The organism is Actinomadura sp. 1N219 (assembly GCF_044326405.1).
Taxonomy (GTDB): Bacteria; Actinomycetota; Actinomycetes; order Streptosporangiales; family Streptosporangiaceae; genus Spirillospora.
The window spans coordinates 370,694-393,642 of sequence record NZ_JBIRAY010000007.1 but is presented as its reverse complement, the minus strand read 5'-3'; the positions used below and the strand labels follow the sequence as shown (position 1 = coordinate 393,642).

Sequence of the window (22,949 nt, the reverse complement as noted above, 5' to 3'; positions counted from 1 at the left end):
GCCCAAAATGGCAGGTTCATCTGTCGCCGGGTGGAGACTGTCCGTAAGCGGCCATGTCAGAGTCCGCATTAGGCCGACGAAATTGTCGAGCCGTTCCGGGACTGCGCGCACAGGACCTCCACCGCTGTGCTACCAAGAGTGAGCAGCCGTCCCCGCAATGAGGAGATCTGGTGTCGACAGTGACCGATGAGCGTCCCGCCCCGGGTGCCCTTGTCCAGGTGCGCGGCCAGCGGTGGGTCGTGAGCGCCGTCGACGACACGAGGGCGAGCGCCCTCGTCACCCTCCAGTCCGTCGAGGACGGACGGTACGGCGAGACGCTCTCCGTCATCTGGGAGGTCGAGCCGGGCCGGCGCACCCTCCCGTCCGGCTCCCTCCCCGAGGTGGGTCAGGGCAGGTTCGACTCACCGGAACGGCTCGCCGCGTTCCTGGACGCCGTCCGCTGGGGCGCCGTCGCGTCCGCCGACGTCAGGACGCTCCAGGCCCCGTTCCGCTCCGGCGTCGCCATCGAGGACTACCAGCTCGAACCCGTCGCCCGCGCGCTCGACGCACCCCGCGTCAACCTGCTCCTCGCCGACGACGTCGGCCTGGGCAAGACGATCGAGGCGGGCCTGGTCGCGCAGGAACTCCTCCTCCGCCAGCGCGGACGCAAGATCCTCATCGTCTGCCCGGCGGGCCTGACGGTGAAATGGCGCGACGAGATGGCGGAGAAGTTCGGCCTGGAGTTCACCGTCATCGACTCCGAGCGATGCGCGGACGTCCGCCGCACGCACGGCAGTGCCGCGAACCCGTTCGAGGTGTATCCGCTCGCGATCGTGTCGCTGCCGTGGCTGCGCGGCCCGAAGGCGCAGCGGCTGCTGGACGAGGTCGTCCCCGCCGACGGCCCCACCTATCCCCGCACGTTCGACCTGCTCATCCTGGACGAGGCGCATCACGTCGCCCCCGCCGCGCCCAAGCAGATCTACGCCGTCGACTCGCAACAGACAAAACTGATCCGAAGGCTCGCGCAGCATTTCACGCACCGCCTTTTTCTCTCCGCGACCCCGCACAACGGCTACCAGGCCAGCTTCACCGCGCTCCTCGAAATCCTGGACGACCAGCGTTTCGCCCGCGGCGTCGCGCCCGAGGACTCCGCCGTCAAGGACACCGTCGTCCGCCGCCTCAAGCGCCAGATCATTGACGGCGGCAGCCCGCGCTTCAAGGAACGCGACGCCCGCGAGATCCCGGTGGCGTATCCGGACGACGAACGCGAGATCCACAAACTCCTCCAGGAGTTCGCGCAGGCCCGCCGCCACCGCCTCAACCAGACCAGGAGGGGACGCAGGGCCGCCGACCTCGTCACGCTGCTGCTGAAGAAGCGCCTGTTCTCGTCCCCGGCCGCGTTCGCGCACACCGTCGCCGCCTACATGGAGACCCTCAGGTCCAAGACGCGCCGCGTCCTCCCGCCCGAGGACGAATGGCTGGAGGACTTCTTCGACGACACCGCCACCCTCGACGACGAGTCGCTGGACGAGGCCGAGTCCGACGCGCTCACCCTCACCGCCCCGCTCGTTGAGTCGCGCGACGACGAGCTGACCCTCCTCCAGCGGATGCACGACTGGGCGGCGGCGCACGAGGCGCAGCCCGACGCGAAGGCCGCCAAGCTCATCGAGTACCTGACGTCCGTCTGCCGCCCCGACCGTGACTGGACGAACGAGCGCGTCATCGTCTTCACCGAGTACCGCGACACCAAGAACTGGCTCCGCGACCTCCTCCGCACGCACGGGCTGGGCGGCGTCCGCGTCGCGGAACTCGACGGCTCGATGAACGCCGACGACCGCGAGAAGCTGCGGCTGGCGTTCCAGAAGGCTCCGCACGAGCATCCCGTCCGGATCCTGCTCGCCACCGACGCCGCCAGCGAAGGCATCGACCTGCAGAACCACTGCCACCGGCTCGTCAACTACGACATCCCCTTCAACCCGAACAAGCTGGAACAGCGCATCGGCCGCGTCGACCGCTACGGCCAACGGCACACCCCCGAGATCCGCCATTTCGTCGGCACCGGCTGGGACAAGGCCGTCGACTCCTATGAGGCCGACCTGGAGTTCCTGTCCCGCGTCGCGAAGAAGGTCGCGCAGATGCGGGAGGACCTCGGCTCCGTCAACGCCGTCCTCGCCGACGCCGTCCAGCGCCGCCTCCTCGGCGAGCGCATCGACGTGGACGCCGAGACCGCCAGGGCCGCGAAGAAGGAACGCGTCCCGTCCGAGTCCGACGTCGGCGACCAGGTCCGCAAGCTCCGCGACAAGCTGGACGAGACGGTCCGCGAGCTGCGCATCACCCCGTCCGGCGTGAAACGCGTCGTCGACACCGCCCTCGCGCTCGCCCGCCAGCAGCCGCTGAAGAAGGCCGCCGACCCCGACCCCGGCGTCTACGAGGTGCCCGTCCTGACCGGCTCGTGGGAGCGCGCGTCGGCCGGGCTCCTGGAGAAGCTGCCGCAGGACGGGCAGCCGCCCCGCCAGCTTCCCGTCACCTTCGACCAGAACATCGCCAAACACCGCGACGACGTCGTCCTCACCCACCTCGGGCACCCGCTCGTCGCGATGTCGACGCGGCTGCTGCGCGCCGCCGTGTCCAACGACCGCATCGACCTGAACCGCGTAGCCGCCGTGGTCAGCGATGATCCCGAGCTGGAGACGACGCTGGTCGCCGCGTTCTCCCGGTTCGTCCTCGTCGGCGCGGACGGCGTCCGCCTGCACGAGGAGGTCCTGCACGCCGGCGGCTGGGCCCCCGAGGGCGGACGGTTCCGCCGCTGGGAGAGCGTCCGGCGCCTCGGCGACCTCCTCGACCGCGCCCTCGCCACCGGCGCCGCCGCGACCCCGCGCATCCAGGCCCGCGTCGCCGACCGGTTCGAGTCGCTGCGCCCCGGCCTCGAAGGCGCCATCAAATGGCGGACGGACACCCGCCACGAATCCCTGAAACGCCAGCTCGTGCAGCGCAGCGAGGCCGAGTCCCGCCGCATCACCGACAATATCGAGCAGTTCCGCGACACGCTCCGCCGCCAGCTCGACAAGGGCGACGAGCAGGGCGCCATGTTCGCCGAGATCGAGACCCGCAGCCGCGAGGAGATCCGCCAATACCAGAACGACCGCAGATCCTGGGAGGACCGCCTGCAACGCCTCTCGGACGAGCGAGACCTCGAACTCCAGCAGATCGAGGCCCGCTATGCGAGCCCCGAACCGCATTCCTTCCCCGTCGCGGTCGTGTTCGTCGTCCCGAAGCGGGAGGCTAGCTGACATGGCCCGGTTCCCCCGTCACAAGGACGACTTCAACCACGCCGACTGGCTCAGCCTGATCGACATTTCCGGGCCGTTCCTCAGCGTGCCCGTCCTCCGCCGCGTCTGGCCCACCCTCGACGCGATCGACAAGGGCACCCGCGAACGTCTCCGCCAGGAACACGCCGCGCTGCCCGGACGCCCCTGGATCGACCACGTCCTGACCGAACTCCTCGGCTGGGACGACCTCCTGCACGTCACCGGCCTGGACGCCCTGGTCATGGACGTCCCCGAGCACGACACCACGGTCGCCCCCACGTTCGCGCTCCTGGAACCTGGCACGACCCCCGGGACGGACGCGAAGAACGTCCGGCTTCTCGGCCTGATCAGCGACGACCGCCCCACCCAGCGGATCAGGGACTCCGGCTGGGCCGCCACCCCCGCCGACCGTCTCGCCCAGCTCTGCCGCCACCACGACGTCCAGCTCGGCCTCGCCACCGACGGACGCTGGTGGACGCTCATCTGGGCCCCGCGCGGCGGCGTCACCACCACTGCCGTGTTCGACGCGGTCAACTGGCACGAGGCCGCCGAACGCGACGTCGTCCGCGCCTTCGTGTCCATTCTCAATAGGGCCCGCTTCTTCGCCGTCCCCGACGACGAGACCCTCGTCCACCTCCTGGACCAGAGCAAGGACAACCAGGAGGACATCACCGAGGCCCTCGGCGTCCAGGTCCGCCAGGCCGTGGAACTGCTGGTCGCCGCCATCGGACGCGCCCACACCGCCGACGTCGCCCAGGGCGGGCGCGGCATCGGCGACGTCTCCGCTCACGACGTCTACCGCGGCGCCGTCGCCGTCATGATGCGCGTCGTGTTCCTGCTGTTCGCGGAGGAGAAGAAACTCCTCCCGTCCGACAAGGAGCTTTACCGGACGGCCTATTCCGCCGGACTCCTCGGCGAGGAACTCCAGCAGCGCGCCCTCCTCGGCAGCGAAGAGGACCTGGAGCACACCTACACCGGCTGGCACCGCCTCCTGGCACTGTTCAACGCCGTGTATTTCGGGGTCGACCATCCCGACATGCCGATGCACGCCCACGACGGGTCCATCTTCAACCCGGAGACGTACGCGTGGCTCCCGCGCACCATCGACGACCGGACCGTCCTGCACATGCTCAAGGCCGTCCAGTACGTCGAGATCGGCACCGGGAAGAACAAGGAGGCCCGCAAACTCTCCTTCCGCGACCTGGACGTGGAACAGATCGGATACGTCTACGAGGGCCTCCTCTCCTTCGAGGGCTTCTACGCCACGGAGACCTTCGTCGGCCTGGTCGGCAAGGCCGGACTCGAAGAAGAGGTCGCCCTCAGCACCCTTGAGGAATTCGCCGCGTCCTGCCCGGACGTCCCGTCCCTGGCCGCGAAGTTCGCCACCGAATACAAGGACTCCCGCATCGGCTCCGCCAAGGCGCTGGAGAAAAGACTCGCGCCCCTCCCGGACGCCGAAAAGCAGGAGGCCCGCCGCAAACTCCTCGCCGTCACCCGAGGCGACTACCCGCTCGCCGAACGACTCCTGCCGTTCTTCAACCTCATCCGCACGGACCTCCGCGACCTCCCCGTAGTGATTTTGACGGACGCCCTGTACGTCACCGAATCGTCCCTGCGGAAGAACACCGGCACCCACTACACGCCCAAGTTCCTTGCCACCCAGGTCGTCGAAGGGGCCTTGGAGCCGCTCGTCTACTCACCCGGCCCACTCCAGACCGCGGACAAGAACGAGTGGAAACCCAAAACCTCCGACGAAATCCTGTCACTGAAGGTCGCGGACATCGCCATGGGCTCGGCGGCGTTCCTCGTGGCAGCCTGCCGCTACCTCGCCGACCACCTCGTGAACGCCTGGATCCGCGAAGGCGACGACCGCGCCAAGGACTACAAGGTCACCCCCACCGACCAGGCCTCCGACGCCGAAACCGACCCGGTGACCATCAACGCCCGCCGCCACATCATCGAGCATTGCCTCTACGGCGCGGACATCAACGAGATGGCCGTGGAAATGGCCAAACTGTCCCTCTGGCTAGTCTCCATGGACCCGCACAAGCCCTTCACCTTCCTGGACGACCGCCTCATCACCGGCGACTCCCTCCTCGGCATCACGTCCTTGGACCAACTCGAAGTCATGCACATGGACGCCACGCGCGGCCGGAAACTGCATGAAGACGAAGGCGCCCTCTTCGACCTGACCACCGGCGTCCGCGAGCTGGTCGGACGCGTCGCCGACAAGCGCCGCCAACTGGTCGAGATCGAAGGCACCGACCTGGACAAGCTGGCCACCAAGCGCGCCATCCTCACCGAAGTCGAGCAGGCCACCGCCCGCGCCCGCCTCCTCGCCGACCTCACCACCGGCGCGGCCCTGGCCTACGCCAGCAGGGGAGCGACCGGCCTGGACACCGGCTCCAAGCAAGCAGTCACTGAAGCCCTCAAGGTCATATCCGGCGACGAGACCGCCGACCTCACCGCCCGCGACCAACTAGCCATGTGGCTACGCACGGACTTGCCGGACGGAGCCTTCCCCCGCGAGCCCATCCACTGGCCCCTGGCTTTCCCCGAGGTCTTCGAAAAGGGCGGCTTCGACGCCATCATCGGCAACCCTCCATTTCTTGGTGGCCCAAAAATGCGCCCCGCTTTCGGCTATTCTTATCGTGAATTTCTCAGCGTGCACGTTGCTAGTAATGTGCGAGGGACAAACACAGACCTAGTTGCGTACTTCGTTCTTCGGAGCCACGTGCTGCTAAATTCCTTGGGTCAATCTGGACTCGTGGCAACAAATAGCCTTGCGCAGGGCGACACGCGTGAAGTTGGATTGGATCAGCTTCTGTCAAATGGCGCCTATATTCGTCAGGCGATCAAGAGTGAGCCATGGCCTTCAAAGGGCGCAATGTTGGAGTACTGTGCAGTCTGGATCAGTCTGTCGGCGCTCTCAGGAAGTGCTCATCGAATAGCAGACGGACTTCAAGTTGCCGGAATTACTTCATCGCTCCTACCTGAGTCGCGCGTTACTGGTAAAGCGCACAAGTTGGCAGAGAACTCGGGAATTTCCTTTCAAGGCACCGATATTGGTGGCCCGGGTTTTACGCTCGAGCCGGCTGTTGCGCAAGGAATGGTAGAGAGTAGAGCAAGTAATTCTGATGTCCTATTCCCATACCTTAACGGCCAAGATCTCAACAGTCGACCGGACGGCTCTGCCAGCCGATGGGTTATCAATTTTCGAGACTGGAGTCAGGCGGAATCTGAAAGATATACTCTTCCCTTTGAGCAGGTTGTCCGCTTGGTCAAGCCGGATAGGAGTAAGAAGAGTGAGGCGGTCAGGCGGGCCCCGTGGTGGCAATTCTGGCGCCGCAGGCCAGGGCTGTACGTGGCGATTGCACCACTTTCGAGAGTTGTAGTTATCGCACTGGTGAGTAAGACGGTTATGCCGGTAATGCTGCCCACCGGGCAGGTTTTCTCGCACATGCTCGGTGTATTTGCGACGGATGACACAGCAATGCTCGCTTTTCTGAGTAGCGCCCCTCATTACTGGTGGGCTGTCTCGCGAGCGTCGTCGATGAAGGCCGACCTGCGTTACACGCCCTCGGATGTATTCGAGACCTTGCCGTTGCCGGGGATGACGTCCGTGATGCGGGCGTTGGGGGAGCGGTTGGACGGCTTCCGGCGGGATGGCATGTTGGCGCGGCAGGCGGGGCTTACGAAGACGTACAACATGGTGAATGACCCGGAGTGCCGCGATGCGGACATCGTTGAGTTGCGGGCGATCCACCGGGCGATTGATGAGGCGGTGTGTCGGGCCTATGGGTGGGACGATCTGATCCCGCAGCTCGATCACGGGCATCACCCGGTTGGACGTGAGACGCGGTACACCGTTGGTCCGGCCGTGCAGCGGGAACTCGTGGATCGGCTGCTGGAGTTGAATCACGAGCGGTATGCGGCTGAGGTTGCTGCCGGGCTGCATGACAAGAAGGGGAAGAAGGGTGGTCGGGCTCGGGCGTCCGAGCAAGACGGTCTCTTTTGAGTGACGCATGAGTTGCGGCGTGATGCCGTCAGGTCCCCTCCTCGTGACGGCGGCACGCCGCAACTCGGTATGCGGTGGGCTGTGGCGTTGAGCCCGTTACGGGCGCATTCGGGCCCAGACCCATTTGCCTCCGCCCGGGTCACGGGTGGCGCCGCATCGGACGGACACGGCCCGGACGATGTGCAGACCCCGGCCCCCGTTGTCATCGAACGCATCCTCTGAGATGTCGAGGTCTTCGAGGGTGAGCGTGGTGCGCGGCTTGGGGCGGGGGTACTCGGGGTCGCAGTCCCAGACGGCGATGATGAGGCCGTCCGCGTCTCGGCTGACCTGGACGCGGATCTCCTGGTTCGGCGTCTGCCGCGCCGCGTTGGTGACGAGCTCCGAGATGATAAGAAGCGCGTCGTCGAGAATGTGGGAATAGTCCCAATTGCGCAGCCGCGAGGCCGCGAGTGTCCTTGCGAGCCCTACAGAGGCCGGTGTTCCCATTAGGGGAACGATCATTTCCCCCGTCGCCATCATCACCATCGTTCCGTCCTTGCCTGAGATTCCGATTTCCTGTGACAAGGATCACCGCAGCGTTCTAGGGTTTACTTGTTAGGAACAATAGACCAAACAGGAGTGCCGATGCCCATCGTCCGGGACCCCCTCGATCCCAAGATCTCCCTGTGGCATCTTCTGGCCTTCTACCTGCGGTTTCTTCGCGAGAAGCAAGATCTTTCGCTAACTCAGTGCGGAAAGATCATTGGTGTCGCGCGATCGACTGTTTCGAATATCGAGGCGGGCAGGCAGCGGCCGCAGGAGGACCAGCTCGTGAAGCTGGACCGGAAATACGGCACTGGTAATCTTCTGCAGCTTATGCATTGGTATGCCCGAAATGCCCACGACCCCGATTGGGGACGCCAGCTCGTCCGGTACGAGGAGCAAGCGGACGCGATCAAGCTCTACCACGGCAAGACGATTCCCAGACCGTTCCAAACCGAGGAGTACATGCGTGCCCTCGCGGAGGCGGGGACATCCAGAGACTTGGACGACATCGTGGCGAAGCGCCTCGGTCGTCAGAAGGTTCTGCTTGACCGGGACGAGCCGCCGTTCTTCTACGTCGTCTTGGATGAGGAAGTGCTCTCTGCCTGCGTTGGTGGCCCGGCAGTGATGAAAGCGCAGCTCGCCCATCTTCGGGAGATGATGGATCTTCCGAATGTCATCATCCGTTTCATCCAACCTTCAGCGGGTGCTCACGAGGGCTATGACGGGCCCTTCCAGATCATCAGCCTTGGAGACCGAGACATTGCGTACGCGGGTGCCCAGTACGGCGGGCGGCTGATCGAGGGGCCGGGCGAGGTGAGGGAGTTGCGGTCTATGTTTGATCGCATCAGCGCGAAGGCCCTCCCCGAACATGCCTCGCGCGCCCTCGTCGATCAGTACTTGGAGAAGTACCCATGAACGTCCAATGGCGGAAGAGCACTCACAGCAGCGGCGTCAACGATGAGCACTGCGTTGAGCTGGGACGACTTGCGTCGAGCATCGGAGTGCGGGACTCGAAGGACCCGGACGGGGGCCACCTCGCCCTGACCGTTGCCCAGTTCGCCGGCCTGCTGGAGCAGATCAAGCAGGACCCTGCCCACTGACCGTCCTCCCCTTCCCCCGGTCCCATCGCATCTCCTGCGCCCCGCGCGCACGTCCACGAGGCGCAGGAGACTCACCCAATACTCGCTACCGGTCCGCATGGCCCGGCCAGCACACTGGCCGGATGACCCAGGACCAGCCGGGAGAGATCCGGCCCGGCGACATCTATGAGGACTGCTCCTTCCATCCTGTCCTCTGCACGTTCAACGACGGCGATGAGATCCAGGGCATCTCGTTGATCGACGCGACCGCGCCACGTGCTTGCTCCAGCGGGTTCTGCGCCGTGATCAAACTGTCCGTCGCCGACGTCATCGACGCCAGGGCCGACTGGCCCGCCTACCAGGCGCGCCGCAAGGCCGAGTTCAACCAGGCCCCGTGACCATGCCCTGGGACACCCTGCGTCCCTCACCAAGCCCTAGAGCGCCGCCGCACGCACCCATCCGCTGTACGCCGCCGCACCACCGCGCCTCGACCTCATGTCCCTTGGACGCGTCCACCACTCGCGGCTCCGCTCCCATGCCCGCATGCGTCAATTCCCGTCCCCCCGCAACCAGACCGCGCCAGCTCACCAGCCACCGCCACCACCCAGCCCGCGCCCCCCGGTCCACCCGCTATCCCAACCCTCCAGCCCACCAACTCCGCCCACCAGACCGGAGAACCCGACTCACTCCGCCGACGCCTGCTCTCCCACCTGCCGGGCCTGCTGAACCGTCAGCCATCGCCTGGCGTAGTCCGCTGAGTCCCGCAGGAATTTGTCCAACCCTGCTTGATTGAATCGCGCCTTGTCGGCTAGATCGAGCAACACGGTCATCTCAACATCCATCATGGCTTGCATGTCGGCGCCATAAGGTTCGTGATCATCGAGGGTCTCGTCGCCGAGGGCAGCGCGGATCATGCATTCGGCCACACGGGGATTGACCTGTGACGCATTATCTCCGAGGGAGATCCGCAGGTCGGCCACATACCGGAGTATCTGCGCCATTGAGTATGTCGGTGCGAACTTTCGGTGCACGGCCACGGCGAATGCCGAGTAGACCATCAACGTGTAGCCGATAGCGGCCGCATCTTCCGTCTCGTTCTCATACACTTCTGCGGCGGCGAGATCAAACTTCAGCAGTGATCGCAACGCCGCGATGTGCTCGTCATGCAGCTCAACGTCCGTGTAGTCGGTCACTGAACTGCTTTCTCCGCCATTCTCCTTACCTTGGCCATGAAGGCTTCGAATTCGGCTTGGCTCGGGTTGGCGTCGTGGATCAGCGCAGCGAGCAGAAGCACTTTCGTCGCCAGCGCGACGTTGCCCTTGATGTCGTCGTTCGCATCGAGCGGCAGCTTGCCGATGACGAACAGTATGAGTCGTTCAGCAATGTCTGGATCGATGTCGTCGGCCACGTCCGGAACTCGCTCGCGCGTGTAGGCGATGAACTCGATGACCTCGGCGTCCTCGGCGGCCACCCCATCTCTGAGGAAGCGGTCCCTGGAGGCTTCGAAAAAGGCTGCAGAGACCAGCGCATTGTACGCAACGTTGTCCTCAGCCCGGTCCAGTCGTTGCAATATCTGGCGGTGCTCGTCGTAGCGGCCTTCGAGCTGAGCGCGCAGGGCCGCCACCTGGTCATCGGTGATCGCCATGTTGGTTTCCTCTCATTCGCTGTATTCCGTTGTGAGCGCGACGCCCGAGCTCAGCAACAACGATCGCAACACCGATGATAGCGGTGGCCGCGTCTCCATAGTTTGCAGTATGTTGCGTGTCAATAATCTGAGGATTCCTGTCATGAACGACACCGGGATGCCCTGTCGGCGGCCTGTCTCCGAGAACCTTTTGCGCCTTAATGCCGACATCATTGATGGTCTTGACTGCTTCCTCTACGTTGTCATTCCTGGTCGATCGCAGGAACCTGTTCCAATCCGAATCATCTTCGGGGTCGGGTTCTCGGAGGTCCTGGTTCTCGTTGACCGGGGTGAGGGGTTCGCCGCGTTCGCGGGTGAGTTCTCCGGCGGTGGCGGGGTCGAGGTCGGCGCGGGTCGGGAGTCCGGCGAATGGGTCGGTCTCGGACTCCTCGGGTGCCGGGGACGCGGGCTGGTTCTCAGCGTTCCTACCACGGTCGTCGTTGCCGTCGCCGGTGCCGTCCGCGATTTCGTCCGGCCTTTCCGTGTCTTCGGGGGACGGCTGGGGATCGTCGTGGTCGGCGGGCTGCCGTCCGGTGTCGTCAGTCTCGCGGCTGGTGTTCGGGGTGTCCTCGGCGTCGGGTGCGGCGGGCTCTCCGCTGCCGGGTGCATCGCCGGGCCGGTCGTCCGTCCGCTCGGCGGGGTCGCGGCCGGGCTCGCCCGGCGCCTCGGACCTGGGCCGCGGTTCGGTGGCCGGTTCGCCGGTCTCGGCGGCCTTCTCCTCTGTTTCGCCGCTGCCGGGGCCCGGGTCGCTGTCGTCCTCGATACCGGGCTCGCGGTCGGCGAGGAGGGGCTCGGCGGTGTCCGTCCCGCCGTCGTTTCCGGCGCGGGGTTCCTGGCCGGGCGCGTCGCGTCCGCCGGTCTGGGCGTCGTGCTCCTCCGGGCGGTCGGGCGCGTTCGCGTCGCTGTCCGGGACGCGGTCGGCGGGCTGTGTCGCGACCGGCTCGCCGTTCTCGTTCACGTTGGGACTGGTCTCGGCGCGCTCGTCCGCCCGGTGCTGCGGGCCGGGCGCGTCCCCTGCTCCGGTGCCGGTCGTCGCCGGTGCGGGGGCGTCGGTGTCGGACGTCTCCGTGTCCGCCGCCTTCTGCGGCTCCATCGCACGCGCCCACGATTCCGCTCGGGGGCCCCGTCCCGCCTCGGGCGGCTCCGCGGGCTCGGTCACCTGCTCGGCTCCCGGCCTGCCCGGTCCCCCCACGTCCCCGGCCTGCGCATCGGATGTCTCAGCGGCGGAACTCCCCGCGACCGGTTCACGGTCGTCACCGGCCCCGGCGTCCGCCAAGGCTTCTCCGGCCCGCCGGTCATCCGCCTGGCCGCCGACTGCCGGCCGATCCTGCGTGCCGGGCTGCTCGGGGTTTCCGGTCTCGGACGTCTCCCGGCTCGCGCTCAGCTCCTGCTGCGGCTCGATCGCGCCGGCCCACGATTCGGCTCGCGGACGGCCGACCGTGGCGGGATCGTCGTCGGAGGCACGACCGCCCTCCACGCCGGGCCTCTCCGCCGCGACCGGGCCGCCTGTCTTCTCCGCGCCGGACTCGCCGGGCTCGCCGGATTCACCGGGCCGCGGCTCGTCGCGTCCGGGCTCCGCCGCGTTGGGCTCGTCCCGCCGGTCCGTGCCCTCCGAGGCGGCTCCGGTCCCCGTCTCCGCAGTGCCGGGCTCGCCGGTGTCGGTGGTCTCGGTGCGGGTCTCGTCCGCGAAGGGCTTGCCGTCCCGCTGCTCACCCCCGCTGCCGGACTCGGCGGGTGCGCGGGCGGTGGCCCTGCTCTCCTGCCGCGACGGCTGTCCCGGCGAGCCCGGCCGGTCCGGTGGCGGCTGAGGGGCGCTGTCGGACGCTTGCGGCTGGTCGGCGGCCTCTGTCTTGGTGTCGGTCCCGCTGGTGTGGTCGACGCCCACCATCAGCCCTTCCGCCGGACGGCACCGGACCGGTTCCTCGACGACCGGCCCGGCCATGGGCGGACGCCACCCGGAACGCGCGGGGCCAACGCCCGGAAACGCCGCCCGACAATGAAACCGTGCGTGCCCGAGAATTGCACCTCTCCCGACCAATGCGCAGAAATCAATCACACGATTCCGTGACGCGGCGGGCGGTCGGCCTTGTTCTTCGTCCACCGGGGCCGGACGCACCGCCGAACAACACGTCAAATGCCGAACATCCCCCGAATTCGTAACCGTCCGGGACGCACCCGCACCATCGGCCCCATCCGTCCGCGACGCTCCCCGGACGTCCGGCCACGTCACCGCCCCCACCGAACCACCCGCGTTGTGGGGCCCGCCGCCCGCCCGGCCCCCTCGGCCTGGCCGCCCCCCGTCGCCCGCCGCCTCGGCCGCGACGAGGCCCGGCGACCGTTCGCACCCTCGCTATGTCAGCGTGATCGGTCTCCTGATTTCCGACAGTGGGCGGACGGGCTGCTACCGGAGATAGATCGGTTCACGACGGATGCCTATCGCAGGTACCTGCACCGTCGTATCCATGACTGGACGATCTACCTGACCGTCTTGACCGGTCATAATCCAGATGCTGCTGAGATGGCAAGCATCACGGACTGGATGCAACGCCTGATCGCCACTAAATCAACATCTCTGCCTGTACTCGCCATGCTTGCCGAAACGGGCAGCACTAAAAAGACACGGAATATCGCAAGAAACCGTGCCCGCAGCCGCGCAGTCAGAAACGAACGCTGACCTACATAACGGGCGGACCTCGGCTACGAAAAGTCCGGCAATGGCGCTGGTGTCAGCCCGACGGCAAATACACCCACTTCTCAAACACGTCGGTCGGGCCACTACCCGGCCCAACCGACGCCACGAAACTTCGAGGCTAACTGAACAATTTGCGCAGCCAACTGGTGACCTTTTGGAAGACGTCCGACGACTGCGACGAGGTGGACGCGCGACCGTACTTGTGCCTTGGCCCCTGCGTATAAGTCGGCTTGTACTCTCCTGGCTTCCTGCTCGTGTAGTGCGCCGCTTCAGCTTCCCGGTCCGCGGCTATCACAACACATTGCAGGTCGCCGTGCCAGACCCGGGACAGGCACCGCCGGCCCACTCCAGTCTGCCGGGCCGATCGCGCGAGGGCGGCTGCTGAGCGTGATCGTTTCAAGCTTGGCGGCGGGGTTTGGTGCCCTTCTTGTGATGGGCGGGACGTGCGTAAGGCTCGCCGGTGACGAGCATGAGACCGACGTTGTGGCGTGACGCTGGGTGTCTGTTCTTGGATCAGGGTGGCCGGCCTGTCCGCGATTCCGGCCTGTCCGCGAGTCCGGCTCGTCCGTGAGCTCGGCCCGCGCCCGGCGTCCTCGGGGGGTAGCCTGTGCGGGCTTCCGCCGCCATCGCTGGGCGACGTTCTGGGCTGCGCGGGTGGGCTGTTTGCGCGTTGCATGTGTCGTGTTCTGTCGGGTTCCTCGTCTGTGGTGCTGTACGCGCTGGGTGATAGATTCCCGGTGAATTTATCCCTTATGTGCACTGCTGGAAGGGCGGGGTTGGCTGCGTTCGCGGGGGCCGATTTCGAGCAGATGATGCGGCGGGAACGGGTGGCGCGCGCGGCGGTTCATACGGGGAAGAGCGGCGTCGGCTTCTGCGCCGGGCGTGATCATTCAGCCGGTGCCGCAAGGGCGGTCGACATGCACGCCGACCAGGGGATCGGAGCGCTCCACGGTGGGAAAACGTAAGGGCTCGCCCAAGCTTGCAGGTGCGGGCAAGGGCGTCTTCCACAAGATGGCCGGGGACGCGTTTCCCACGCCCAAGCGCCGCGGCGGCAACGGCGGCGGCGGTGGTAAGCCCGGCAACGGCAAGCCTTCGGGGAACGGCAAGCCCGGCGACGGCAAACCCGGTGACGGCAAGCCCGGCGACGGCAAGCCGGACAAGGACACGACCCAGAAAGAGTCGCGCGACACCGGAGACAAGACCACCACCCAGGACCCGATCGACCTCGCCACGGGTGAGGTGCTCTTCGCCCAGACGGACGTCCGGCTCGCGGGTGTGCTGCCGCTGGTCGTCGAGCGGACGCACCTGTCCAGCCATCGGCGTGGGCGGCTCTTCGGCACCTCGTGGGCCTCGACGCTGGACCAGTACCTCGAACTGGAGGCCACCGGGATCGCCTACGTCGCGTCCGACGGGATGGTGGTGCGATTCCCGCTGGTCAACATTCCGCGTGTCGTCACCCTTCCGGTCGAGGGCGCGCAGCACCGGCACCTGGCGATGACCGGTGACGGCGGCTACACCCTCACCGACGGACGCAGCGGGCGCACGCTGCACTTCCGGGCTCCTGGTGAGCAGACCGGCTGGTCCCGGCTCCCGCTGGCCGCGATCACCGACCGGAACGGCAACCGGATCGACCTGGTGTACGACGAGGGCGGCGCCCTCACCCAGGTGAGGCATTCGGGCGACTATCGGATCGCCGTCGACACCGTCCCGTTCCAGAGTCCGGTGGGCGGTGCCGGTGAATGGCGGGTCAGTGCGCTTCGCCTGCTCGTCCAGGACGCGGGCGGTTCGGCGGACGGCGTCATCCTGATGCGGTACGGCTACGACGCCAAGGGTGATCTGGCCGAGGTCGTCAACGAGTCCGGACGGCCGCTGCGGTTCTTCTACGACGACGAGCACCGCTTGACCTCGTGGCGGGACCGCGCCGGTCACGGCTACGACTACACCTACGACGACCGCGGTCGCGCCGTCGCCGGGGCCGGAACCAGTGGGCATCTCAACACCCGCATCCGCTTCGGCGAGCCTGACGCCGCGGGCATCAGGCGTACCGTCCAGACCGACTCGCTGGGGCACAGCACCACCTACGAGTTCAACGACGCGTACCAGCTGATCGCGCAGACCGATCCGCTCGGGAACACCAGCCGCTTGAGCGCGACCGCCACAACCGGGTTCTGTCGCACACCGATCCGCTCGGCCACACCACACGATTCAGTTATGACGAAGTCGGCAACATCACGTCCATCGGCCGGGCCTCGGAACGCCGTACCGCCGCCGTCTACAACGAGCTGAACAAGCCGGTCCAGATCACCGGGCCGGACGGCGCCGTCTGGCACCAGGCGTGGGACGAGCGGGGCAACCTCGTCAGCCGCACGGACCCGCTCGGCGCGACGACGACGTACGGCTACAACGAGCGCGGACACCTGGTCACGGTGACCGACCCGCTGGGCGACGTCACTAGGTTCGAGGTGGACGGCGCCGGTCTGCCGCTGGCCGTCACCGACCAGCTCGGCAATGCCTCCCGCTACCAGCGCGACGCCCTGGGCCGCATCACGGCCGCGACCGACGCGGTCGGCGGCACGGTCCGCTTCGAGTGGACGATCGCGGGCAAGCCCCTCTCCCGGACGCTGCCCTCCGGCGCCGTCGAGCGCTGGCGGTACGACGCGAACGGCGACCTCGTCGCCTACACCGACGCGACAGGGCGGCAGACGCGCACCGAGTACGGCCCCTTCGGCATTCCATCGGTCCAGTTCGGCGCCGACGGGTCCCGGTTGGAGCTGGCGTACGATCCCGAGCTCCGCCTCGTCTCGGTCACCAATCCGCAGGGCCTCGTCTGGCACTACGAGTACGACGCCGGGGGCAGGCTCGTCCAGGAAGCGGACTTCAACGGCCGCGCCGTGCGTTACGAGCACGACGCCTCAGGGCGGCTCGTCTCCCGCCGCAACGGGGCCGGCGAGATCACGCAGTACCTCCGCGATCCGCTCGGCAAGGTCGTCGAGCAGCGGGCAGGGGACGCGGTCACCACGTACGCCTACGATCCGGCGGGAAGGCTGAGCCACTCGTCCGGGCCGGGCGTCGACCTGCGGCTGAGCTACGACGCGAACGGCCGCGTCACCGCACAGGAATGCAACGGCCGCGTGCTGAACGCGGCCTATGACGCGCTCGGACGCCGCGTGCGCCGCCGCACTCCGTCCGGGGCGGAGTCGTCGTGGAACTACGACTCCGGGGGCCGGCTCGCCGAACTGCACACCGGCGGTCAGGCCCTCCGGTTCACCTACGACGCGGCCGGACGAGAGGTGCGGCGCGCCATCGGCACCGGCGTGGTCGTGGACCAGCGGTGGGACGCCGATCACCAGCTCGTCGACCAGGCCCTGTGGGCGCTGGCGCCCACGGCCGAACCGCAGCTTCTGCAGCACCGGGCCTACGGCTACCGGGCGGACGGGAACGTCACCGCCATCAAGGACCGCCTGAACGGCCCGCAGTCCTTCGAGCTCGACTCGGCCGGACGGGTGACGGGCGTCCAGGGTCACGGATGGACCGAGCGATACGCCTACGACGCCGCCGGAAGCCCCGTCCAGGGGGCAGACTCGCGCATCCCGGACGGCCCCCGTGACGGCACACCGGACGGCGGCTCGGCCGGCGGCCTCCCGGCCGATCGGACGTTCACCGGCCCCCGGCTCATCCACTCGGGACGGACGTCGTTCGAGTACGACGAGCAGGGGCGCGTCATCACGCGCCACGTCAGGACGCTGTCCGGCCGCCGCGACAGCTGGCGCTACGGCTGGGACGCCGACGATCGCCTCGTCTCGGTCAGCACGCCTTCCGGCGATACCTGGCAGTACTTCTACGACCCGTTCGGACGCCGCGTCAGCAAGCGGCGGTACGGCTCGGGACAGCTCGTCGAACGGGTCGACTTCACCTGGGACGGGACGACGCTGGTCGAAGAGGACTCGTCCCGCCACGGCCACCGGCAGGTCAGGACATGGACCCACGACCCGGGATCATTCCGGCCCACGACGCAGACCCGCAAAACCTGGAGCGATTCGCAGCAGACATATGACGAAGAGTTCCACGCCATCATCACCGATCTCGTCGGCTCGCCCCGGGAACTGGTGCAGGCGAATGGGAAGCTGACCCAGTCGTCCAAGGCCGACCTGTGGGGAGCCTCCCAGCACACGTCGGACTGCCCGTTCCGGTTCCCCGGCCAATACCGCGACGAAGAGACCGGGCTGGACTACAACCTTCACCGCTATTACGACTCCACGACCGGCCGCTATCTGAACAGCGACCCGATCGGCCTGCTCGGCGGCGCCAACCCCTACGCCTACGTGAGTAACCCGGTCCGCAGAATCGACCCTTCGGGCCTCACCGACACCGACCCTCCCTATTTCCGCGGGACGACCCAGGGATGGCCCGGCGGCGAGAACATGCAAAAGGCGGGAGTCGCGTCCGTCACGTCCGACCCCGGCGTCGCGACGATCTTCGCCACGCAGTCGGCAAGCGAGCACGGCGGCGAGGGCGTCGTGCAGATCCACCGCCCCGGCAACCTCCAGGACGTGGAGAAACTCGGCCCCGGCTACATCCCGAGAGAAGCCGAGATGGGCCTCGGCATCCAGGCTACCGACCTCGCCGACCGCGCCAACCAGACCATCCCGGCCGCCCGCGCCCGATCCATCCTCTCCGACATGGGATACGATATTCCGCCCAACATGACCACCGGCGACCTCAACCGGATTCTGGAAACGACTCCGAAACTCTCGCCGGACGAAATCCAGGACTTCATGGACAGGGCGGGTTCTTGTGGATCATGAGATAGAGCTGCAGATCTCCGCACCCGTGGAGACCGACGGCGAAGGCACCTTTCTCGTCATCGTGCGCGCCTTGCAGGGAACTCTATGGCCGGGCGTCAAACTGCACGCGATACGAGACACCAGCGGCAAGGAACGCCCCGCCGATCTGACAGTGCAGCGCATCTGGCTCTTCCAACGCGAAATCGACCTCCTCAGCCCCGGCTCAACCGGCAAACTCCAACTAACCGGAGACCCGGCAGGCGACCTCCCCGAAGGCTCCATACTCTTGGGCCGAACAACCGACAAGCCCACCCAAACCTAAGCCCAAAACCGCCCCGGCTTACGCCAGATACCGCGGTCCTGACGACAGGCCCATGACAGGGTCCTCCCATGCGGAGGCCCGCGCTCCACCCCGCCCGCTGGTGCCATCGCACGCCCCGGCTTTTCCCACGCCGAAATTGCCGTCTCATGCATCGTGAGTAGGGCACATGCGCCATCGGCGTCGTTCTGCCGGGTGTTCGGCTGAGCTATGAAGGTGGGCAGGTCGGCCATCCCGGGGATATGGCCACGAGCCGCCCCTTCCCGCTGGTGGTCACCTTAGTCATGGCGAGGTGGGAGGTGCCCTTGAATGGCCCGGTTAACCAGGCACAAGGAAGGCGTCGACCACACGGAATGGCTGGGCCTCATCGACGTCTCGGGGCCGTTCCTCAGCCTCCCGGTTCTCCGCCGGTCCTGGCCGGTCCTGGAGACGCTCGACAGGCCGACGCGCGAACGTCTCCGCCTGGAGCATTCCGCCTTTGCCGAACAGCCATGGATCGACTACATCCTGACCGAACTCCTCGGGTGGGGCGACCTCGTCCGCTTCAGCCCCGAGGCCGACGGCCTGGCCATGGAAGTCCCCACATACGACACCACGGTGACTCCCTCCTTCGCCCTCCGGGAGCCGGGGGCGAGGGCCGACGCGGATGCGAAGAGCGTCCACCTGCTCGGCCTCATCTGCGACGGGCATCCGAACCGGCGGCTCAAAGGCTCCCAGTGGCCCGCGACCCCAGTCGACCGGCTCGCCCAGTTGTGCCGACATCACGGGGTCCAACTCGGCCTGGCCAGCGATGGACGCTGGTGGGCGCTCGTCTGGGCGCCGCGTGGCGGTGCCACCACCGCTGCTGTTTTCGATTCAGTCAATTGGCACGAGGCCGCTGAGCGTGACGTCGTACGCGCGTTCGTGTCGATTCTCGGCCGGACCCGGTTCTTCGGCGTCCCTGATGACGAAACCCTGGTGCAGCTACTCCGGGCCAGCCTGGACAACCAGGAGGACATCACCGAGGCCCTCGGTGTCCAGGTTCGTCATGCCGTGGAGTTGCTGGTCGCCGCCATCGGCCGCGCCCATTCCGCCGACGTCGCCCGGGGCGGCACCGGGATCGGCGACGTGCCCGCTCACGAGGTCTACCGCGGCACCGTCGCCGTCATGATGCGCATCATCTTTCTTCTCTGCGCCGAGGAATGCGGACTGCTGCCCGCGGACAAGCCCCTGTATAGGGCGGCCTACTCTGCCGGACTGCTGTGCAGCGAACTCGAACAGCGGGTCCGGGACGGCAGCGAGGAGGATTTGGAGCACACCCATGCCGGCTGGTCCCGCCTTCTCGCTCTGTTCAACGCGGTGTATTACGGTATCGACCACCCCGATATGCCGATCCCGGGCCATGACGGCTCCATCTTTGATGCCGAGCGCTACCAATGGCTCCCGAACACCATAGATGACCGCACCGTCCTGCACATGCTCCAGGCGGTTCAGTATGTGCAGATCGGCGCCGGGAAGTCACGTGAGCGTCGCAAGTTGTCGTTCCGGACATTGGCTGTGGAAGAAATCGGCTATGTTTACGAGGGGCTGCTATCTCACGATGCATTTTACGCGGAGCAAACATACGTCGGTCTCATCGGGAAATCCGGTTGCGAAGTAGAAGTAGCACTCAGCACTCTTGAAGAGTTGGTCAGCTCATGCGCCGATGTCCCGTCCTTGGCCGCGAGACTCGCCGAGGACTACAAGCACTCCCGTATCGGATCTTCCAAAGGGCTGGAGAGACGGCTCGTGCCTCTCTCACGTGCTGCGGCAAAGGAGGCGCGGCGCAAACTCCTGGCGGTCACCTGGGGCGACTATGAACTGGCTGAACGCCTCCTGCCCTTCTTTGGCCTCATCCGTCGGGATCTGCGCGACCTGCCAATGGTCATCCTGACCGACTCGCTGTACGTCACCGACTCGTCCCTCCGTCGGAGAACGGGTGCTCACTACACGCCCAGCTCTCTTGCGAAGGAGGTCGTCGAAGGTGCCCTGGAACCGCTTGTCTATTCTCCTGGTCCGTTGCAAACTGCGGACAGCAGAGAGTGGACGCCTATATCGTCGGACGAGATCCTCTCATTGAAGGTCGCCGACATCGCGATGGGTTCAGGCGCATTCCTGGTGGCTGCCTGCCGTTACCTTGCCAATCATCTGGTCACCGCCTGGATCCGGGAGGGCGATGAACGCGTCCGCAGCTACCACGCTGAGACCACTACCTCGAGCTTTGATGCCGATGCCGACCCGGTCGTCGTCGAGGCACGCCGTCAGATCATCGAACACTGCCTCTACGGCGCGGACATCAACGAGATGGCGGTGGACATCGCCAAGCTCTCCCTTTGGCTCGTCTGCCCGGACCGGCCATTCGCCTTCCTGGACGATCGCCTCATCGTCGGCGACTCGCTGCTGGGCATCACGTCCCTTGACCACCTTGAAGTCATGCACATGGACGCGGAAGGCGGCCGGAGCCTCCACGAGGATGAGGGCGCCCTCTTCGATCTGACGGTGGGAATCCGCGAACTTGTCGTCCGCGTCGCCGAGAAGCGTCGCCGACTTGTCGAGATTGAAGGTACCGACCTCGGCAAGCTGGACGACAAGCGCGCCATGCTCAATGAGGCCGAGCAGGACACGAAACGCGGCCGCCTGCTCGCCGACCTCACCACGGGTGCCGCTCTCGCTTACGCCGGCAGAGGCGCGACCGGCCTGGACGTCGGCTCCAAGCAGGCCGTGGCCGCCGCGCTGAAGGTCATGTCCGGCGACGATACGGCCGAGCTCGCCGTCCGCGACCAGCTTGCCATGTGGCTGCGCACGGACCTGCCGGACGGAGCCTTCGAGCGCCGTCCCATCCATTGGCCACTCGTGTTCCCCGAGGTCTTCGAAAGAGGCGGCTTCGACGCCATCATCGGCAACCCACCCTTCCTTGGAGGCACCAAGATAACCGGCGTTCTTGGGACCTCATACCGAGAGGCAATGGTGGTTACCATTGCTAATAGCGTGCGGGCGGGAGGTCGATGCGACTTGGTTGCTTACTTTGTTTTGCGGTCACACGCCTTAATCGGCTCCGCTGGACAAGTCGCGATAGTCGCAACCAATACCTTGGCGCAGGGCGATACACGCGAAGTCGGCCTGGAGAGGCTTGTTGCTAGTGGTGTCACGATTCGTAAGTCGATCAGGTCGAAGCCATGGCCGGCGAAGAGTGCCGCGCTCGAATACTGTGTGGTGTGGACATCCAGAACCCCGTTAGGCGAAGAGGCTCATTGCATCTCTGACGATATCGTCGTCCGCGGCATTTCCCCTTCTCTTGAACCTCAGATAGGGAGTGCTGGAGGAGTTTGCCGCTTGGTCGCCAATCAAGGCGTTTGTTTTGAGGGGGCGAAAATTACCGGGATGGGATTCGTGCTGGATACCGGGTTGGCTGCTCGTGTAATAGCGGCTGATGCAAATAATGTGGAGGTGATCCGCCCTTATCTCACCGGACAGGACTTGAACTCTCGCCCTGATTTCTCGGCGAGTCGCTGGGTTATCAATTTCTTTGACCGAACCGAAGGTCAGGCGAGGTGCTATGAGTGGCCCTTCAAGATAGTTCAGGAAGAGGTCAAGCCGGAGCGGCAAAGGCTCAGACCTGACGGGAGCTACGTACTGAGAAGGCCACTCCCACAGCGGTACTGGCAGTACGCGGACAAACGAGCCGCGATGGTGCAAGCAATCTCTAAGCTGCAGCGTGTCATCGTCCTGACCAAGGTCAGCAGAGTCGTAATGCCTGCCTTAGTCCCGACTGGGCAGGTGTTCTCGCACATGCTCGGTGTGTTCGCGACAGACGACACAGCAATGCTGGCTCTGCTGAGCAGTTCGCCGCACTACCTGTGGACGCTTTCGCGGGCATCGACACTGGAGACCCGGGTGCGGTATACGCCGTCGGATGTGTTCGAGACGTTGCCACTGCCGGGGATGACGTCTGAGATGCGGGTGTTCGGGGATCGGCTTGATCGGTTCCGGCGGGAGCTCATGCTCGCGCGGCAGGCGGGGCTGACGAAGACGTACAACATGGTGCACGACCCCGGGTGCAACGACTTGGACATCGTGCAGCTTCGGCAGATACATGAGCAGATCGACGAGGCGGTGTGCCGGGCTTATGGGTGGGACGATCTGATCCTGCAACTCGACCACGGGCACCACCGCGGACGCGAGATGCGGTACACCGTGGGACCGGCCGTCCAGCGGGAGTTGGTGGATCGGCTGCTTGAGCTGAACCACGAGCGGTACGCGGCCGAGGTCGCCGCCGGCCTGCACGACAAGAAGCTTGCAAAGGGCAAGAGGGCCGGTACCACGCAGGCTCAATCGGACGGCCTCTTCTAGAGCACCACAGTCCGACGCCGCAAAGGCGGGCCCTTGACAACCCCAGCCAGCCTGACGCCAATGCTGGCTTCGGGGTGGACCTCTGCGCCCCCGCGGGGCATGTGACGCGGTAAACCCTTTTCGAGCGTTCTTTGCCGGATATGGCCCTTCGCATGGGCGAGCCGTGAGCGTGGCTGGTCACAGACTGGGGGTG

At 66.2% G+C, this 22,949-nt stretch carries 14 protein-coding genes; 10 read left to right on the top strand and 4 right to left on the bottom strand.

Features of this window, described 5'->3' with window-relative positions:
• The first annotated feature begins 170 nt into the window (after nucleotides 1-170).
• A complete protein-coding gene (drmD, locus tag ACH35V_RS23500) occupies nucleotides 171-3,269 on the top strand; it encodes a DISARM system SNF2-like helicase DrmD (protein ID WP_395975115.1) in 3,099 nt (1,032 codons plus the stop codon).
• Between the two features lies 1 nt (nucleotide 3,270).
• Nucleotides 3,271-7,305: an Eco57I restriction-modification methylase domain-containing protein gene (locus ACH35V_RS23495; protein WP_395975114.1), complete on the top strand. Its 4,035-nt coding sequence runs from the start codon at nucleotides 3,271-3,273 to the stop codon at nucleotides 7,303-7,305.
• A gap of 96 nt (nucleotides 7,306-7,401) precedes the next feature.
• Here the strand turns inward: ACH35V_RS23495 and ACH35V_RS23490 are convergent, their stop codons facing one another.
• Complete coding sequence (locus ACH35V_RS23490) at nucleotides 7,402-7,830, bottom strand: ATP-binding protein (protein WP_395975113.1); 429 nt, start codon at nucleotides 7,828-7,830, stop codon at nucleotides 7,402-7,404.
• A 99-nt stretch (nucleotides 7,831-7,929) separates the two neighbouring features.
• Between ACH35V_RS23490 and ACH35V_RS23485 the strand changes: the two genes are divergently transcribed.
• The 3 genes from ACH35V_RS23485 to ACH35V_RS23475 all read left to right on the top strand — a co-directional run bounded on the left by ACH35V_RS23485 (nucleotide 7,930) and on the right by ACH35V_RS23475 (nucleotide 9,307).
• Entirely contained in the window at nucleotides 7,930-8,745 is an 816-nt protein-coding gene (locus ACH35V_RS23485) for a helix-turn-helix transcriptional regulator (protein ID WP_395975112.1), read from the top strand.
• Nucleotides 8,742-8,930 (top strand): DUF397 domain-containing protein, encoded by a 189-nt coding sequence (locus ACH35V_RS23480; RefSeq protein ID WP_395975111.1) that lies wholly within the window; start codon nucleotides 8,742-8,744, stop codon nucleotides 8,928-8,930. The genes ACH35V_RS23485 and ACH35V_RS23480 overlap by 4 nt, the downstream gene beginning before the upstream one ends.
• Before the next feature lie 122 nt (nucleotides 8,931-9,052).
• A complete protein-coding gene (locus ACH35V_RS23475) occupies nucleotides 9,053-9,307 on the top strand; it encodes a hypothetical protein (RefSeq protein WP_395975110.1) in 255 nt (84 codons plus the stop codon).
• 285 nt (nucleotides 9,308-9,592) lie between these two features.
• On the opposite strand, the gene ACH35V_RS23470 is transcribed toward ACH35V_RS23475, so the two are convergent.
• Genes ACH35V_RS23470 through ACH35V_RS23460 form a run of 3 tightly spaced genes read right to left on the bottom strand, consistent with a single transcriptional unit; the run spans nucleotide 9,593 to nucleotide 12,535 of the window.
• A complete protein-coding gene (locus ACH35V_RS23470; RefSeq protein WP_395975109.1) occupies nucleotides 9,593-10,102 on the bottom strand; it encodes a hypothetical protein in 510 nt (169 codons plus the stop codon).
• Nucleotides 10,099-10,554, bottom strand: a complete 456-nt coding sequence (locus ACH35V_RS23465) for a hypothetical protein (protein WP_395975108.1) — start codon at nucleotides 10,552-10,554, stop codon at nucleotides 10,099-10,101. Before ACH35V_RS23465 ends, ACH35V_RS23470 begins: the two co-directional genes overlap by 4 nt.
• Nucleotides 10,538-12,535, bottom strand: a complete 1,998-nt coding sequence (locus ACH35V_RS23460) for a hypothetical protein (RefSeq protein WP_395975107.1) — start codon at nucleotides 12,533-12,535, stop codon at nucleotides 10,538-10,540. The genes ACH35V_RS23465 and ACH35V_RS23460 overlap by 17 nt, the downstream gene beginning before the upstream one ends.
• A gap of 576 nt (nucleotides 12,536-13,111) precedes the next feature.
• On the opposite strand from ACH35V_RS23460, the gene ACH35V_RS23455 reads away from it, so the two are divergent.
• From ACH35V_RS23455 to ACH35V_RS23435, 5 genes are all read left to right on the top strand, one after another.
• On the top strand, nucleotides 13,112-13,267 hold the full coding sequence (locus tag ACH35V_RS23455) for a hypothetical protein (RefSeq protein ID WP_395975106.1): 156 nt from the start codon (nucleotides 13,112-13,114) through the stop codon (nucleotides 13,265-13,267).
• A 969-nt stretch (nucleotides 13,268-14,236) separates the two neighbouring features.
• Nucleotides 14,237-15,571: a DUF6531 domain-containing protein gene (locus tag ACH35V_RS23450; RefSeq protein ID WP_395975105.1), complete on the top strand. Its 1,335-nt coding sequence runs from the start codon at nucleotides 14,237-14,239 to the stop codon at nucleotides 15,569-15,571.
• A complete protein-coding gene (locus tag ACH35V_RS23445; protein ID WP_395975144.1) occupies nucleotides 15,454-18,090 on the top strand; it encodes an RHS repeat-associated core domain-containing protein in 2,637 nt (878 codons plus the stop codon). Before ACH35V_RS23450 ends, ACH35V_RS23445 begins: the two co-directional genes overlap by 118 nt.
• Nucleotides 18,091-18,115: 25 nt before the next feature.
• Nucleotides 18,116-18,391: a hypothetical protein gene (locus tag ACH35V_RS23440; protein WP_395975104.1), complete on the top strand. Its 276-nt coding sequence runs from the start codon at nucleotides 18,116-18,118 to the stop codon at nucleotides 18,389-18,391.
• Between the two features lie 306 nt (nucleotides 18,392-18,697).
• Nucleotides 18,698-22,756, top strand: a complete 4,059-nt coding sequence (locus ACH35V_RS23435; protein WP_395975103.1) for an Eco57I restriction-modification methylase domain-containing protein — start codon at nucleotides 18,698-18,700, stop codon at nucleotides 22,754-22,756.
• Nucleotides 22,757-22,949 lie beyond the last annotated feature (193 nt).